Genomic DNA, 15,029 nt, shown 5'->3' with positions numbered 1-15,029 from the left:
TAAATATAAAAGATTCCTAATTAAATAAAATAAATTAGGAATCTTTTATATGTTTTTTTTGAATATTTATTTCAAACGAAATTGATACAAGAATAAATAAAATTTCTGCCAGCGCAGGAATGCATTATCTTGAAATTTCTATAATATCGAACTTCATTACGCCATTTGGCACTTGTATTTCGGCTACATCGCCAACCGATTTGCCTAATAATCCTTTTCCAATAGGTGAATTCACCGATATTTTTCCGGAAGCCAAATCTGCTTCACCATCAGCCACTAAGGTATAGCTCATTTCCATACCATTGGTTTGGTTTTTTATTTTCACTTTAGATAATACCAATATTTTAGAATTATCCAACTGCGACTCATCAATAATACGTGCGCCAGCCAATGCCTCCTCTAATTTTGAAATACGCATCTCCAACATTCCTTGTGCTTCTTTGGCAGCATCATATTCGGCATTTTCACTTAAATCCCCTTTATCTCTAGCTTCAGCAATGGCTTTAGATGCTTTTACGCGTTCCACATCTTTCAATTGCTTCAATTCGTCTCTTAATTTTTTTAACCCTTCTGGTGTATAGTATGATACTTTACTCATAACTTCATCGTTTTATTAATAATAAAATGCTGAAACCTACTTTAACATCACTAAGTATAGGCGTTCAGCATAAAAAAATCTCGCACACACGAGATTGAATAACAAAAATACAAAATTTTAGTCAAATATTTATGAATACTTTACAAAGTACTTCCCCTTTTAGTTAAATAAAAATTAGAATGTTAAGAGAAAAATATATTAAATATTTAGCTCTTTTTGCTTAATGTTGTAAATTGAAAATTATGATATACTTAAATATGAAATCCTTTTTATATATAATTTGTTTCGGGCTATTAACTGCTTGTAGTTCAGACAATGTAACTCAAAATCCTTATTTACCAAATTACCAATTTAACACAGGAAGCTTAATTAATACCAATTTACCTCAATATAGTCACTTAAAATTCCCTAACAATTCTATTGTTTTGAATAGTCCGTATGGTATTAATGGCGTGGTGCTTTTTTACGCAGGGGGCAGTAATTATAATGCTTTTGAAATTACAGACCCAAACCACCAAATAAGCACCTGTTCTAAACTAAGTGTTGAAGGTTTTATTGCCTCTTGTAATTGCGATGACGGCAATTCTTATGATTTGCTAAATGGCGTTAAAAGGGAAGGCACTACCGGCTCTTATCCCTTAATTCGCTATAGGGTTGAAATTTCGGGCTCTATTATTAGAATTTATAACAATTAAAAAAGCGACCCTAAAAAGAGCCGCTTTAATAAACTTGAATTTGAGGCAAAAAGTTAAAACATCAAAGTAACACCTGCTAAAAAGTTGGTTTTTGCTTGTGGGTAATACACATAATATCCTCCTCCATAATCAAAACCATTAGAATTATACTCAGCGCCCAATATATTATTTATAATTCCATTTATTATAATAGACTTAAAGATTGCTTTAGGTTTCAATTCATAATTAACATTAAAATCCAAGGTATTATAAGCATCTATTTTAGAGTCTTTATCTCCAATATTATTCATAAGTTGTTTGCCAACATATTTATTAATAAGTGCCAATTGTAAATTTTCAACAGGAGCATAATTAATAACTGTACTGTTTACAATACTTGGGGAATATGCTATTTCGGTCTCTCCCAAAGCTTCACCATTTAAAAACTGTCCTTTATTTAAATTTCTGTTTTTACTTAAAGTAGCATTAGCTTGTAAAGAAACTTTATCATTTAATACTAAAACCCCATCAAGCTCAACCCCTGCTCGGTAACCTTCTCCTGCATTAGCTCTAATAGGCGCTCCAACATCATCAATAGCTCCTGTTAGCACCAACTGATCATTATAATACATAAAATAACCATTTGCAGTGAATTTCAAGTTTTTGGTATTATATCTATACCCTAACTCAAAATCATTAAGCTGTTCTGGTTTTACATCTGGACCATTTTCAAAATCTGTTCTACTTGGTTCTCTATTGGCTCTAGCATAGGATGCATATAAGTTATTTTCCTCGTCAAGGTTTACACTAATTCCAACTTTTGGATTGATGAAATTATATGTTTTATCAACTTCAAACGCCGTACGATTTGAGGCCATTCCTGAAGTTTTATAATCTACATTTCTGTACTGCACATCTCCATATAAGCTCAATTTATCATTGAGTTGATAGGTAGCTTTTGCAAAACCACTGGCATCACTTTTACGAGAACTGGCAAAATAGTAACGATGATCTTTATCAATATCTACTGCATATTGTGCCCAAATTATTTCACCAAAATGATCGCCTTCATATAAATTGAATGATCCGCCAGCAATTAAATCTAACTTATTGTATTTATAATTTAAACTAACATTTGCAACGTAGTAATCGTTATCCAACCATTTTCTACGTGCATAATCCATACTTTCTACCGTATTTCCATCTACAGTTATTGGATCTAATCCTAGGAACGAAAATTTCGAATCATCAGAAAAGAAAACGTTTTGATAAAAGTAATCATCCACATATTCTTCATAAAACCCTCTTCCATACGTGTAATTCAAACCTACGTTTAAAGATAATCTGTTATTAAATCGTTCATTCCAATGCAACTGATAATGATCTTGTTTGTAATCATCCACTTGATTATCATAGTATCCGGTAATATTTCCTGCGTCATCCATTTGGGTTCCTGCTATATTTACCGTTCTATCTGTATCAATTGTAAAAATATCTACACCGTACCAAGCTTGATAGGTAACCTCTTTTCCTCCAAATGTAATGGCTTTAATAAGTCGGTTACTATCTTTGTAAGCTGCTTGTAAAAAGTAAGATTTCAAATCTGAACTTGCTCTATCAATAAAACCATCTGATTTAATTTTAGATAATCGTCCAGAAATTTCAACTTTATCATTTAGCAAACCAGTACTAAATTTCACGTTGTTTCTTAGCGTATTAAAACTTCCAAAACTAGTTGATATTGAAGCCGAAGCATCATTATTTACGGCATCTGTTAAGATATTGATACTGGCTCCAAATGCACCCGAACCATTGGTAGATGTACCTACACCACGCTGCACTTGTAAATTTTCAATGGAAGAAGAAAAGTCTTGTAAATTCACCCAAAACGCACCTAAACTTTCGGCATCGTTATAAGGAATTCCATTAATGGTAACATTGGTAGAACCGCCGCTAACACCTCGTACTCTAATTCCAGTATATCCAATACCTGCTCCAGCATCACTCGTGGTGACAACTGATGGCAAATAATTTAACAAAACTGGAAGATCTTGCCCCAAATTGCGTTTAGACAATTGCTCCTTTGTTACATTTGAATGCGTTATTGGCGAATCTGCATTCACCCGAACAGCATTTACTAAAACTTCATCTAGTTTTTGTGTTTTAGTGGAATCTTGTAAAATTTGATTGTTTTGTGCAGTTGCACTGACTGATAACACGAGTAGTGTTAAAAAAAGAAAAATGTTTTTCATGTCGATTATGAATTAATAATCGAATAAAAAGAGGTAATTATTCTTTATGGTTTATAATTATTGTTTTATTGAACTTTACAAAGCATTACCACGTTCGTAATACATTGAATTTTCAATTTTAATCCCTAAACAGCATTACCTGTTCTAGGTTCATTGGGTATGATCTCAGCCAGATGGATTTGCGATTTTGGATTTACGATTTTAGATTTTTGAATGTTTAATTCTTTAATCTTCAATCGCTAATCGGCAATCATCAATCAATCGAGCACCCCTTTGCGAGAACGGTGCAAAGATAGAAACAATTAATAATTGACAATTCACAATTGTTAATTATTTTCAATCGATGTTTGGTTTTCTTCTAGTTGCCTTTTTTTCAGACAGGTTACGCTTGCTTTTTAAGCGCTTTTTTATAACGGCTCTTGGTATTTTTGTTGGAATTCTTTTTTTAGGAATTATTAATCCGTTCTGAATAAGTTCTAAAAAACGTTTAATAACAAGCTCTTTGTTTTTATGCTGACTTCTACTTTCGTCGCATTGCAACACAAGAACGCCTTCTTTAGTTAACCTGTTTTGAAGTTTATTTAAGAGACGTTCTTTTAATTCATCATTAAAAACTAAAGATGCTGTTAAGTTAAAAACCAACTCTACTTTAGAAGACACTTTGTTAACATTCTGTCCGCCCGCCCCCGAACTTCTAATGGCTTTAAAAGTTACTTCTTGTAATAAAGCATCTTTATCAAACATGATTAGACTTGATGTTCTGGCCTTAATAAATCGTTTACCGTTTTTACTGGATTGAAGGTTGATACTGGCGTTTCAACAAAAATAGAATTCCAATGTGCCATGGTACCATTCCACAACCCTGGAAGCTCCAAAGCTTTAATATCTACACCATTTTGAGATTTAATGGTCATAAAAGCCGCTTTAGGATCCACATATTTTGTTAAGTTGAATTTGTTTCCTTTATAATCTCTTACGGCGCACACCAAATCGGTAGGATTAAAGTGAGTTGCTTCTTCAACAATATTTTTTTGAGATGGGTTATCAATATCAATTTGAGCAAACTCCACTATTTGCAGAGACACATTACCATTCGTGTCTTTAACCCAAAAAGGACCTCCACCAGGTTCACCTTCATTTTTTACCATACCACAAATTCTAATTGGTCTATTAAGTTTGTCAAATAAATAGGTAATTTTTTCATTTGGCGAAAAATCTTTATAAGCATCATCAATATTTATATTCATCCGGTTAACAGCAAATAATTCGATGTTATTTATCTCATCTTCAGAAATATCATCTTCTTCCAACCTGTTCAAATATTTAAAAGTTTGGGCTTGTATTTTTAGAAGAACACCTGCTAACATTTTTCTGTAATTGGAAATCTCTATATTTTGTTCCATAACAACAATATTATCGATGTTTTTTATAAATATAAGATCAAAATCTAGGGCATTTAAGTTTTCAACCAAAGCACCATGACCTGATGGCCTGAACAATAAATCGCCTTTTGGCGTTCTATACAATTCATCTTTGGCTGTTATGGCAATGGTATCGGTAGATTTACTTTGATAAGAAAACGATATTTCAAACGCTGTTTTGGTTTCTTTTTCAATATCATTTTTAATTAATTCCAACTCTTTTTTAAACAGCTCTTTATGTGCTTCTGAAATTGTAAAATGTAAATTTGCTTTGTTATTTGATGAAGCATACATGATGGCTTCGTACAAATGTTCTTTAAAAGCGGTTGAAGTATGCGTATCGTACTTATGAAATGGCAATAACCCTTTAGGGTAAAAACCATAGTTCAATTGATTGGGATCTAGCATGGTTTTTACAAACACAAAGCACTGTTCCCCTAGTGATAAACCATCAAAATTAGGGGTTGTTTGAAGTGCTTTTTCTCTTACCGTTTCATAAAAAGGGAATTTTTCCAAACCATTTAGAAATACCGAAATCGCTTTATTTTTCTCTGAATATGCTTCTATAGTTTCTTTACTAGGGTCGTATTCGTTTAAAAATTGAAATAAGAATTTAAACATTCTTGATGCCGCACCAGAAGCTGGCACAAACTTAACAACAGACAATTGATTGCGTTTGCTTTCATAAAAATCAATAAACTCTTTTTGTTGCTGTTTGTCTTTTCTTAAAATACCATTCCCTATGGTGGCGGCTTCCAATAAATTTGAAAAGACTAATCCAGACTTAATAAATTTTATCTGATCGTTAACTTTCTCTACAGTTAACCCATGATTTTTTATTTGCTCAATATCTTTTTCTGTAAACATTTTATTGCTTATTTAATAATTTATTAATTTCTTTTACGGCTATTTCTAAACGCTCTTTTATACTGCCTTTTAATAAAACATAAGGCCTATTGTTGTTAATCAAAGCATTTTCAAAAGCTTTAAACATGGCTTCTCGCTCTTCTGGTTTGTCTCTTAAATCGTCTGCTTCCCACGGGGTGTCAATATAAGTTAAAAAATATAAATCGTAGGTATTTTCAATGGCATATTTTTCAAGTATTGGATCACAATAGCCCAAGTAATAGGCTTCAGAATAAACTTTTGTTTCTAGTAAATCGGTATCACAAATTAAAATAGTATCTGTTTTTTGTGCCAATTTGTTTTCTAATTTAATCTGACCTTTAGCAATTGGCAATAAATCATGTGGTTCGCAGGTTTTACGCTCGTTGTTCCATTTATTTTGAAGATACTCCCTTGCATATTCTGGCACCCAAACCGAATTATAATGTCTTGCCAACTGCCTTGAAAGCGTTGTTTTTCCTGTAGATTCCGGTCCAAATAACACTACTTTTATGCAGTTTGAAGGTTGTTGTTTAAATTTTTCTTCCATAAAAAATAAGCTTGTACCGCTAAAACTGTAAATATAAGGTATTGAAATGATAGCATGCCCCAACCTCTATAGGCATAGAGTGGAATGGTAACAATATCAGCTATAATCCAGAGTGTCCAATTTTCAATTTTCTTTTTTGCCATATACCACATGGCTGTAAAAAACATACCTGATGTAAACATATCAACATAGTTAGATGTTGTTATTTCACTACCAAAAATTCTATAAACTAAATAGGTGAACCCAATTGTTAAGACAAACAATCCCAACCCAATAATTTTTTCTTTATGAGTTGTTCGGGAAATTTTAACTACTTTCTCATCATTTTCAGTTCTAGCCCAATTCCACCAACCATATATGCTCATGATGGAAAAATAAAAATTTATCATCATATCGCCATAAAGCTTGTCTTTTAACAAAAGATAGACAGAAATTACCGTTGCAATTAACCCTGTTGGATATACCAAAATATTCTCTTTTTTGGCATACCAAACGCTAGCTACGCCTGTTACCAAAACTATAGCTTCCAAGATAATTACTAAGGTTTCCTTGTCTTTGTATGTATTTAAAAAAAAATCAAAAACCTGATTCATAATTTTAACTGCCCTTCTTAACTATTTACTTCTTTAATTCTTTAAAAAAAGCTTCATCTTCCTCAAAAGCAGTTCCTATTACAACCAAATCTGCTCCAGCTCTATAAGCTTCATCTAATTGTTTTTTATTTCTTATACCACCACCAATTATTAACGGAATTTTCAATTCTTGTTTTACTAAACTAATAATTTTAGGATTTACAGGTTCTTTAGCGCCACTTCCAGCTTCCAAATAAATAAGTTTCATACCTAACAACTCACCTGCTTTGGCGGTATCAATAATATTTTGGATATTATTTTTTGGCATGGGCTGTGTTTCTGTTACCCGTTGTACAGCTGTTTCTTTGCCATTTTCAATTAACAAATATCCTGTTGGTATAACTTCTAAAGTAGTATGCTTTAGTTTAGAAATTGATGCTACCTGTTTTCCTATTAAATACTCAGGGTTTCTTCCTGAAATTAAACTTAAAAAAAGTAAGCCATCCGCTTTGTTGGTAATTTGAGATACATCACCTGGAAATAACACTATAGGCAGTTTAGTATATTTTTTTATTTCTGAAACTAAAAAATCTGTAGCATTTTCTTCAACGGTACTGCCTCCAACAAAAATATAGGTTGCAACAGATTGATTTAATTTTTCAACAAAATTTACCGCATTTTCAATATCAAATTTGTCAGGATCGATTAAAACTGCTAACAATTTTTCACCTTTTGAAACAGACTCTTGAATATTTAAATAAATATCTTTCATTTAAGCAATGGCATAAGCGCATGTAAACCCTTCAAATTCTAAAAATTGAATATTATAGCGCTGTTTTTTTTCTTCATAATCAATCCAAGCCACTGTTTCTTGTTCATTATCCGACACGGGAATAACCAAACAATGCTGTATAAAACTTAACCCAGGGGTTGCAAATAGTTTATAAAGCGATTCTTTTATGCACCAAATTAACGTTAATTTATTAATGTAATCTGAAGCGTTTTTATCTAAATAATTAAATTCATAATCAATAAATTTATGAGCAATTACAGTAATTTTATCACGCTGTTTTTCAATATCAATCCCTATAATGGTATCACTAATTATAACCGCTGAAAAATTAAACGAGTGTGTAATGGAAATGTATTTACCATCATTTAAATACGGCTTGCCATTTTCATCATAATGCAAATCGACATCTTCATAACCAAAAGCTTTTAACAAACAACGCACACTTAAAAACCCGCGTTGGTGTAATTCGCTTTTCATACTTAAAACACGCTCTAAACTTTTGGGTTTTAAGTTTACCATTTGCATTAAATCATCAAAAGATTCTGTAATCTTCCAGATTTTAACAATAGTTTCTGAATTTGGAGTAATAGTTTTGTAAAGAGGCATTTAATATTGTAAAAGTTATTAGTTATCTTTGCACCGCCTATGGCAGGTTAAACATTTTTTGTTGAGCAATTTAACTATTTTAAATACGATTCCAAAGATGTTTGCCTTTTATAAAACAAAGAAAAATAAAAAGTTGATATGAGTACAAAAACAATTCCTTACGTAGCCCACAAAGTAAAAGATATTTCACTTGCAGATTGGGGACGAAAAGAAATAGAATTAGCCGAGGCTGAAATGCCAGGACTTATGAGTTTACGTGAAGAATACGGAAATTCTCAACCATTAAAAGGTGCAAGAATTGCTGGATGTTTACACATGACCATCCAGACAGCGGTTCTTATTGAAACCTTACAAGCATTAGGTGCTGAGGTTACTTGGAGCTCTTGCAACATTTTCTCAACACAAGATCAAGCTGCTGCTGCTATTGCTGCTGCAGGAACATCGGTGTATGCTTGGAAAGACATGACCGAAGAAGAATTTGATTGGTGCATTGAGCAAACGCTTTTCTTTGGCGAAGACAGAAAACCATTAAACATGATTCTTGATGATGGTGGCGATTTAACCAATATGGTTTTAGACCGTTACCCAGAATTAGTTGCCGATATTAAAGGTTTAAGTGAAGAAACCACAACTGGTGTTCACAGACTTTACGAACGCGTTAAAAAAGGAACCTTACCAATGCCTGCTATTAACGTAAACGATTCGGTTACAAAATCGAAATTCGATAACAAATACGGTTGTAAAGAATCTGCTGTAGATGCCATTCGTCGTGCTACCGATATCATGCTTGCTGGAAAACGCGTAGTAGTATGTGGCTATGGCGATGTTGGTAAAGGTACCGCGGCCTCTTTTAAAGGTGCCGGTAGTATTGTGACAGTAACAGAAATAGATCCTATCTGTGCTTTACAAGCTGCTATGGACGGTTTTGAAGTTAAAAAACTAGAAACCATTGCGCCAAATGCCGATATCATCATCACAACAACAGGAAACAAAGATATTGTACGTGGCGAGCATTTTGAAGCAGTAAAAGACAAAACCATCATCTGTAACATCGGGCATTTCGATAACGAAATTGATATGGCTTGGTTAAAGAAAAACCACGGTCATACCAAAAACACCATCAAGCCTCAAGTAGATAAATATACCGTAAACGGAAAAGATATTATTATTCTTGCCGAAGGTCGTTTGGTAAACCTAGGTTGTGCTACTGGCCACCCTAGTTTTGTAATGAGTAACTCGTTTACAAACCAAACTTTGGCTCAAATCGAGCTTTGGACTAATAGTGCAGCTTATGGAAACGACGTGTACATGTTACCAAAACATCTAGATGAAAAAGTAGCAAAATTACACTTGGCTAAAATTGGCGTAGAACTTACCGAGTTAAAACCAGACCAAGCAGACTATATTGGTGTAGCTGTAGAAGGGCCTTTCAAGCCAGAATACTATAGATACTAAATTGTCATACTGAACTTGTTTCAGTATCTCGTTATAAATTATAAATCCCAAGCAACTCATGTTTGGGATTTTTTCATTTTGGGCAATTGCTAAAGCACCGCGCTTTCCGCTATATCTTTTTAAAACGTCATTACGAAGATGAACAATGGGGCAGCCCGCCAATTTTAGTCCCAATCAAATTTTTAAGGTAATTTACTTTTTAAAAAGGATGCCGCTGCAATCGCTATTGCACCATCTGCAAAATTGGTTACCAACCCATTTTTCATTATTTTCATTACAATTATGGGCTATAACAAAGAAAAAATAAAAGTACCACGTTTTAACGAGGCTTCGGGTTTTTACACTACCAAAAAACGCTCTAAAATAATGAGCAAAATAAAGGGTAAAAACTCCAAACCCGAATTGCTTTTTAGAAAAGCATTATGGGCAAAAGACATACGGTATAGAATAAACAACAAAACACTACCCGGAAAACCAGACATTTCAATAAAAAAACACCAATTGGCCATTTTTATTGATGGCGAATTTTGGCATGGTTACAACTGGAACGAGCGCAAAGAAACCATAAAAAGCAATCGTGGATTTTGGATACCCAAAATAGAGCGCAACATACAGCGCGATAAAGAAGTAAACCAACAACTAACCGACATGGGCTATACGGTATTCAGGTTTTGGAGCAAAGACATTAAAACCGAACTCCATAAATGTATTAATGATATTTTGGTTTATATAAATACGGGAGAAACCCATTAGAATATGTTATTCATCAACCATATCTTTTTCAAAATACCACCACAAACTAGAATCAATAGACGCTTTCATTCTATTAATATCTACCGAGTCTTTTAAAAAAATGGTCAAATTTTCATCCGCACGATTTTGCTCTACAGTATCACTTATTTCAATAGATTCTATTTCGGTGAAATGCTCTAAATGTTTTTTAATCTTACCATCTAAAGACTCATCACTCAAATATATCTTAATAGTTTGCTGCGATGGAGAATTTCTAATTTCAGATCTAAATGGTGGAAGCATAAACAATAATTTTTTAGTGAAACAATACTTAATTGCAAATGCGTAATGCAATATGTCTAAGTTAATAAATTTTTTCAATAAAATCAATAAAAAACCCTTTCTGTTTCCAGAAAGGGTTTTAAAATATTTAGCAAATATGATTTACTCAGTTAATTTAAGTTTTTCTAAATCATGAAAAAAGAAATCCTTTTTATCGTTCATACTTACAAACAATCCTTTTGGAAACTTGCTTCCCAAAGGTGTTGTTGTAACATCGCAACCATCGGTTTCAAGTGTTCCTAAATTCAGCTCTTTTATAAATGCATTCGTTTCTAAATTAAAAATATTAAAGGTATGCGCTTGTTGGTTAGACACTATTAAATAGCCTCTATCTTGATATTTTGCAATGGCAATCCCTTCAATATCATCTTTAAAATGTTCGCCACCAAAAAGAGCTATTTCAGCATCTCCATTTTCTGGATTTGCATGGTATTTTCTAATGCCTACACCTTCATCGGAGTAATAAATAAAACCCGCCTCATCATCAACCGCAATGGCTTCAATTTCTTTTTGTCCGCTAAAGTTTCCTATTTTTCTAAGTAAATTAGCTTTCACACCTAAAGAGTCTGAAACCAATTCATATTGATATAAATAACCTTTTTGTGGACCATTCTTTCTACTAACAAAAACCGTGATACTTCCTGTTTCAGGATTTTTATAAAGAGCCACACCCATAGGGCGTTTCATTTCAATAGTGGTTTCAGCTTCAAAAACCTTAAAACCGCCATTATCTAAAGGTTTCATATCTGGAACGGAAAATAAACGAATTTGGTTTTTTTCCCTTTCAGAAAACACTATGATATCGGTTAAAGTAGAATCGGTTAATTTGAAACCATATTCTACATCCACATTATTAGGATAGCTGATGTTTGTGATGCTTTTCCCTTTAATAATTTTCCCATCTAAATCGAATGCATATACACCGCCATTCACCTCATCCTTATCGGTTCCAAAAACAATACTGGCTTCTGGATTGTTTTTATTAATCCAAATAGCAGGATCGTCGGTATCGTGTGGCGTTTTTTCCGTTATGGTAGTGGCCACTATTTCCGGCAATTTAGCAGTACATGCCAATAACAAAACAGTTAATCCAAAAACGATATTTACTTTTATTTTATTCATGCTTGCTATCTAGTTTTTCTTAAACAAATCATATTTTAAACCAAAGGTTAAGCGTCTGCCATAATATTCCATTTGCATGGTTCTAGACTTTACACCTTGAAAATAACGCAACGGTTGGTTGGTAATATTGTTTAAATCGGCATACAGACTCAAGTTTTTGTTTATGGAGATGTTGGCGTTGAAATCTAAAAAGAATTGCTCATCGTAATACCTGTCTTCAAAAGCACGACCGCCAATTTCATCAATATAAGCATCGGAATAATTTCCAGATAAACGCAAACTTAATTTTTTAGTTGCATAACCTAAAGAGGCATTAAACATGTTTGGTGCTGTTTGTGGCAAATCTAAATCGTTGCGCTCTTCGCCATCTTCATTTTTAACACCTTTAGCATCAGATGTTAAATAGGTGTAATTTAAATAAATGCTGAAGTTTTTTGCAAAACCTGGCAAAAAGTCTAACTGGCGTTGTAAAGAAAACTCAGTTCCGAACACTGTAGCTCCATCGCCATTTAATGGCTGGTATACTTCGTAACCATTGGTGTCTTCTGACTGACTTGTGTATACAAAGTCTTGAATGTCTTTATAGAACAGACCCGCAGAAATGATACCAACAGATTTGAAATAATGTTCAGCCATCACATCAAAATTCATAGATGTGGTTGGGTTTAATTCTGAATTACCTAAATAAATTTCTTCATCTTCGTTATTAACTTCTTGATAAGGCACTAAATCTACGTAGTTTGGTCTTGCCAAAGTATTTGTCCACGCAAAACGCAACACAGTATTGTCGGACACATTGTATTTAAAATGTAAACCAGGTAAGATGTTTGTATATGAATTTTCGTCTTTTAACTCGGTAGTTCCGGCATAATCGCCATCTTCATCAAAAATCAATTCATTTCCTAAACTGTTAATTTTTGTATGCTCTAATCTTACACCAAAAAGCACACTCAATTTATCTGATAGTTTTTGGTTGGTCATGGCGTAGGTTGCAAACACATTCTCATCGACATCAAAATTGGCAGTAAGGTATTCTTCAGGAAGGTCTTCAGCTTCAAATTGAGCTGCATCGTATAAATTTAAAGTACCTAAATACTCTGGAGTTGCAAAATTTCCAACGGCATATTGGCTACCTGCTAAAAAGTCTTTATCTGAATAATTGCGTGTTGGCACATCGCCTAAAAAATCTAAATCCGAAGTTTCAGGGCTATATTCTGTAAAATCATTATCCCTGTTTTTATTTTTTACTCTGGCGCGCACACCAAACTTTAAAAAACCATCTTCTTGTTGAAAGATATTTAGCGGCAATTTAAAATTGGTAAAGAAATTAAAATCCTTTTCTTCTGTATATTGATTTTCTTCTGTTAATTCTCCAAATTCGAAAATATCGAAAGCTGCATCATTAGTATCCAAAGGTGTGAATGACGGCTTATCTGCGTTATTGTTGAATGCTATGCCATACTCACTTTCATATTCTAAATAACGCTCGTTTAAACGTTCTTCTGAAGCTTTAGCAAATGAAGCCATCCAATCTATTTGCAGTTTATTTGCTAAATGTTCACCTCCTAAACTAAAGTTAAACATTCGTTGGTCTTCTAAACGTCTGTTTTTATTACGGTTGTTATCAATACCTCCTTTTGATTGTCTTTTAGCCTCAATAGGAAACGACGTTAAATTACCGATCCCATCAACTGTAAAATCACCCGGTTCAATATCTTCTCCATCTAAAATTTCTTGAGAAAAGGCAAATCTGTTTTCGCGGTCATCTCTCCAGTTATAAATAGACTTGAAATAAATATTATTATTTTCATTTAATTTATAATCAAAATTTGCTGAAAAACTACGGCGAATACGTTGTACCAAATACTCTCTAATTTCAGAAACTTTTGCATACGGGTTTACATTTACTTCTTCTAAATTATCTTCATCATCAAAAGCATTGTATTCAAATTCATCTTCCCATTCTGCCTCAACGTTATCACTCCCAAAGTCGTTATCGTTGAAAGATGCAGAAAGCATGTATCCAAATTTTCCATTACTGCTTCTATCCCCTAGTAAAAATGAGCCGTTAAGTATTCTTTTATCTGTAATAAAATTTACCCCAGAACCACCTGTAGCAGACAAGCGGAAACCTTGTGGCGATGTTTTTGTAATTAAATTAACCGAACCACCCAATGCATCGGCATCCATATCTGGGGTGACCGCTTTATTAACTTCAACGGTTTGGATCATATCCGCAGGAATTAGATCCATTTGTACATTTCGGTTATCGCCTTCTGCGGAAGGAATACGACTTCCATTTAAGGTTACCGAATTTAATTGAGGTGATAAACCACGAATGATAATATTACGTGCTTCACCCTGATCTACCTGCATGGTAATACCTGGGATACGTTTTACGGCATCGCCTATATTTGCGTCTGGAAATTTACCGATTTGATCGGTTGAAACGATATTGGTAATATTTTGTTTATTTTTTTGAGTGTTTAAAGCTCTGGCTTGACTACCTAAAGAATACCCTGTAACTTCAACTTCATCCAATTCAGTATTGTTAGATTTTAATGTTACATTTAAAGTGCTTGTTTTCCCATTTGAAACAATAACTTCTTTTTTAAAATCCGCATACCCTAAATATTTAATCAAAAGATTATAAGTCCCCTCAGGAATATTAACTAAAATGAAACTTCCATCAAAATCTGAAACCGCTCCTTTATTAAGTTCTTCTATAATAACATTGGCTCCTGGAACTGTAATTCCGTTGTCGTCGGCAATAACGCCTCGTATATTTCCATTCTGCGCAAATACCCCAAATGATATGAGCATTAATAATAAAAATACATAGTGTTTTTTCATGTTTGTTTTGTTGATTAATTATTTGAGCGAAATAACAAAACAATGAAGCAAAACACTTTAATGCATTTTTAAGCTACAGTTAAGTATGAAAAGGAATTCATCATACTTTGCATTAAATTAACAATTACAAAACTTTATGGAAAAAACCAGTTGAAACCAATAAAAAACCCTCTC

The 15,029-nt window shown here is 33.2% G+C and carries 14 protein-coding genes; 3 read left to right on the top strand and 11 right to left on the bottom strand.

The annotated features are described in order from the left end of the window. Nucleotides 1-124: 124 nt before the first annotated feature. Nucleotides 125-598 carry a transcription elongation factor GreA gene (gene greA, locus J8H85_RS13125; protein ID WP_209655665.1) on the bottom strand — a complete coding sequence of 158 codons (474 nt, stop codon included), beginning with the start codon at nt 596-598 and terminating at the stop codon, nt 125-127. Between the two features lie 257 nt (nt 599-855). On the opposite strand from greA, the gene J8H85_RS13120 reads away from it, so the two are divergent. Beyond that, nucleotides 856-1,293, top strand: coding sequence for a hypothetical protein (locus J8H85_RS13120; RefSeq protein WP_209655664.1), 438 nt, complete (start codon nt 856-858; stop codon nt 1,291-1,293). A gap of 53 nt (nt 1,294-1,346) precedes the next feature. On the opposite strand, the gene J8H85_RS13115 is transcribed toward J8H85_RS13120, so the two are convergent. The 7 genes from J8H85_RS13115 to J8H85_RS13085 all read right to left on the bottom strand — a co-directional run bounded on the left by J8H85_RS13115 (nt 1,347) and on the right by J8H85_RS13085 (nt 8,351). After that, nucleotides 1,347-3,524, bottom strand: a complete 2,178-nt coding sequence (locus J8H85_RS13115; RefSeq protein WP_209655663.1) for a TonB-dependent receptor — start codon at nt 3,522-3,524, stop codon at nt 1,347-1,349. Between the two features lie 336 nt (nt 3,525-3,860). Continuing rightward, the gene (arfB, locus tag J8H85_RS13110; RefSeq protein ID WP_209655662.1) at nt 3,861-4,268 is read right to left on the bottom strand and encodes an alternative ribosome rescue aminoacyl-tRNA hydrolase ArfB; all 408 of its coding nucleotides are present in this window, start codon (nt 4,266-4,268) and stop codon (nt 3,861-3,863) included. A gap of 2 nt (nt 4,269-4,270) precedes the next feature. Beyond that, nucleotides 4,271-5,812 carry a DUF4301 family protein gene (locus J8H85_RS13105; protein ID WP_209655661.1) on the bottom strand — a complete coding sequence of 514 codons (1,542 nt, stop codon included), beginning with the start codon at nt 5,810-5,812 and terminating at the stop codon, nt 4,271-4,273. A 1-nt stretch (nt 5,813) separates the two neighbouring features. Beyond that, nucleotides 5,814-6,380: an AAA family ATPase gene (locus tag J8H85_RS13100; RefSeq protein ID WP_209655660.1), complete on the bottom strand. Its 567-nt coding sequence runs from the start codon at nt 6,378-6,380 to the stop codon at nt 5,814-5,816. Further along, entirely contained in the window at nt 6,341-6,973 is a 633-nt protein-coding gene (gene pnuC, locus J8H85_RS13095; RefSeq protein WP_209655659.1) for a nicotinamide riboside transporter PnuC, read from the bottom strand. The genes J8H85_RS13100 and pnuC overlap by 40 nt, the downstream gene beginning before the upstream one ends. 25 nt (nt 6,974-6,998) lie before the next feature. Then, nucleotides 6,999-7,724: a geranylgeranylglyceryl/heptaprenylglyceryl phosphate synthase gene (locus J8H85_RS13090; protein WP_209655658.1), complete on the bottom strand. Its 726-nt coding sequence runs from the start codon at nt 7,722-7,724 to the stop codon at nt 6,999-7,001. Then, nucleotides 7,725-8,351 (bottom strand): 4'-phosphopantetheinyl transferase family protein, encoded by a 627-nt coding sequence (locus tag J8H85_RS13085; protein WP_209655657.1) that lies wholly within the window; start codon nt 8,349-8,351, stop codon nt 7,725-7,727. A gap of 138 nt (nt 8,352-8,489) precedes the next feature. On the opposite strand from J8H85_RS13085, the gene ahcY reads away from it, so the two are divergent. Beyond that, a complete protein-coding gene (ahcY, locus tag J8H85_RS13080) occupies nt 8,490-9,806 on the top strand; it encodes an adenosylhomocysteinase (RefSeq protein ID WP_209655656.1) in 1,317 nt (438 codons plus the stop codon). 282 nt (nt 9,807-10,088) lie between these two features. After that, a complete protein-coding gene (locus J8H85_RS13075) occupies nt 10,089-10,559 on the top strand; it encodes a very short patch repair endonuclease (protein ID WP_209655655.1) in 471 nt (156 codons plus the stop codon). A 6-nt stretch (nt 10,560-10,565) separates the two neighbouring features. Here the strand turns inward: J8H85_RS13075 and J8H85_RS13070 are convergent, their stop codons facing one another. The 3 genes from J8H85_RS13070 to J8H85_RS13060 all read right to left on the bottom strand — a co-directional run bounded on the left by J8H85_RS13070 (nt 10,566) and on the right by J8H85_RS13060 (nt 14,855). Continuing rightward, nucleotides 10,566-10,841, bottom strand: coding sequence for a hypothetical protein (locus J8H85_RS13070; RefSeq protein ID WP_209655654.1), 276 nt, complete (start codon nt 10,839-10,841; stop codon nt 10,566-10,568). Between the two features lie 141 nt (nt 10,842-10,982). Beyond that, nucleotides 10,983-12,002, bottom strand: a complete 1,020-nt coding sequence (locus tag J8H85_RS13065) for a phytase (protein ID WP_209655653.1) — start codon at nt 12,000-12,002, stop codon at nt 10,983-10,985. 9 nt (nt 12,003-12,011) lie between these two features. Continuing rightward, on the bottom strand, nt 12,012-14,855 hold the full coding sequence (locus tag J8H85_RS13060) for a TonB-dependent receptor (RefSeq protein WP_209655652.1): 2,844 nt from the start codon (nt 14,853-14,855) through the stop codon (nt 12,012-12,014). Between the last annotated feature and the right edge of the window lie 174 nt (nt 14,856-15,029).

The organism is Mariniflexile gromovii, from assembly GCF_017814435.1.
GTDB classification, from domain to species: Bacteria; Bacteroidota; Bacteroidia; order Flavobacteriales; family Flavobacteriaceae; genus Mariniflexile; species Mariniflexile gromovii.
This window is presented reverse-complemented; position numbering and strand designations above follow the sequence as displayed.

Coding starts and splice junctions, on each gene's coding strand:
- greA (WP_209655665.1), bottom strand. CDS start 598: ATGAGTAAAGTATCATACTATACACCAGAAGGGTTAAAAAAATTAAGA.
- J8H85_RS13120 (WP_209655664.1), top strand. CDS start 856: ATGAAATCCTTTTTATATATAATTTGTTTCGGGCTATTAACTGCTTGT.
- J8H85_RS13115 (WP_209655663.1), bottom strand. CDS start 3,524: ATGAAAAACATTTTTCTTTTTTTAACACTACTCGTGTTATCAGTCAGT.
- arfB (WP_209655662.1), bottom strand. CDS start 4,268: ATGTTTGATAAAGATGCTTTATTACAAGAAGTAACTTTTAAAGCCATT.
- J8H85_RS13105 (WP_209655661.1), bottom strand. CDS start 5,812: ATGTTTACAGAAAAAGATATTGAGCAAATAAAAAATCATGGGTTAACT.
- J8H85_RS13100 (WP_209655660.1), bottom strand. CDS start 6,380: ATGGAAGAAAAATTTAAACAACAACCTTCAAACTGCATAAAAGTAGTG.
- pnuC (WP_209655659.1), bottom strand. CDS start 6,973: ATGAATCAGGTTTTTGATTTTTTTTTAAATACATACAAAGACAAGGAA.
- J8H85_RS13090 (WP_209655658.1), bottom strand. CDS start 7,724: ATGAAAGATATTTATTTAAATATTCAAGAGTCTGTTTCAAAAGGTGAA.
- J8H85_RS13085 (WP_209655657.1), bottom strand. CDS start 8,351: ATGCCTCTTTACAAAACTATTACTCCAAATTCAGAAACTATTGTTAAA.
- ahcY (WP_209655656.1), top strand. CDS start 8,490: ATGAGTACAAAAACAATTCCTTACGTAGCCCACAAAGTAAAAGATATT.
- J8H85_RS13075 (WP_209655655.1), top strand. CDS start 10,089: ATGGGCTATAACAAAGAAAAAATAAAAGTACCACGTTTTAACGAGGCT.
- J8H85_RS13070 (WP_209655654.1), bottom strand. CDS start 10,841: ATGCTTCCACCATTTAGATCTGAAATTAGAAATTCTCCATCGCAGCAA.
- J8H85_RS13065 (WP_209655653.1), bottom strand. CDS start 12,002: ATGAATAAAATAAAAGTAAATATCGTTTTTGGATTAACTGTTTTGTTA.
- J8H85_RS13060 (WP_209655652.1), bottom strand. CDS start 14,855: ATGAAAAAACACTATGTATTTTTATTATTAATGCTCATATCATTTGGG.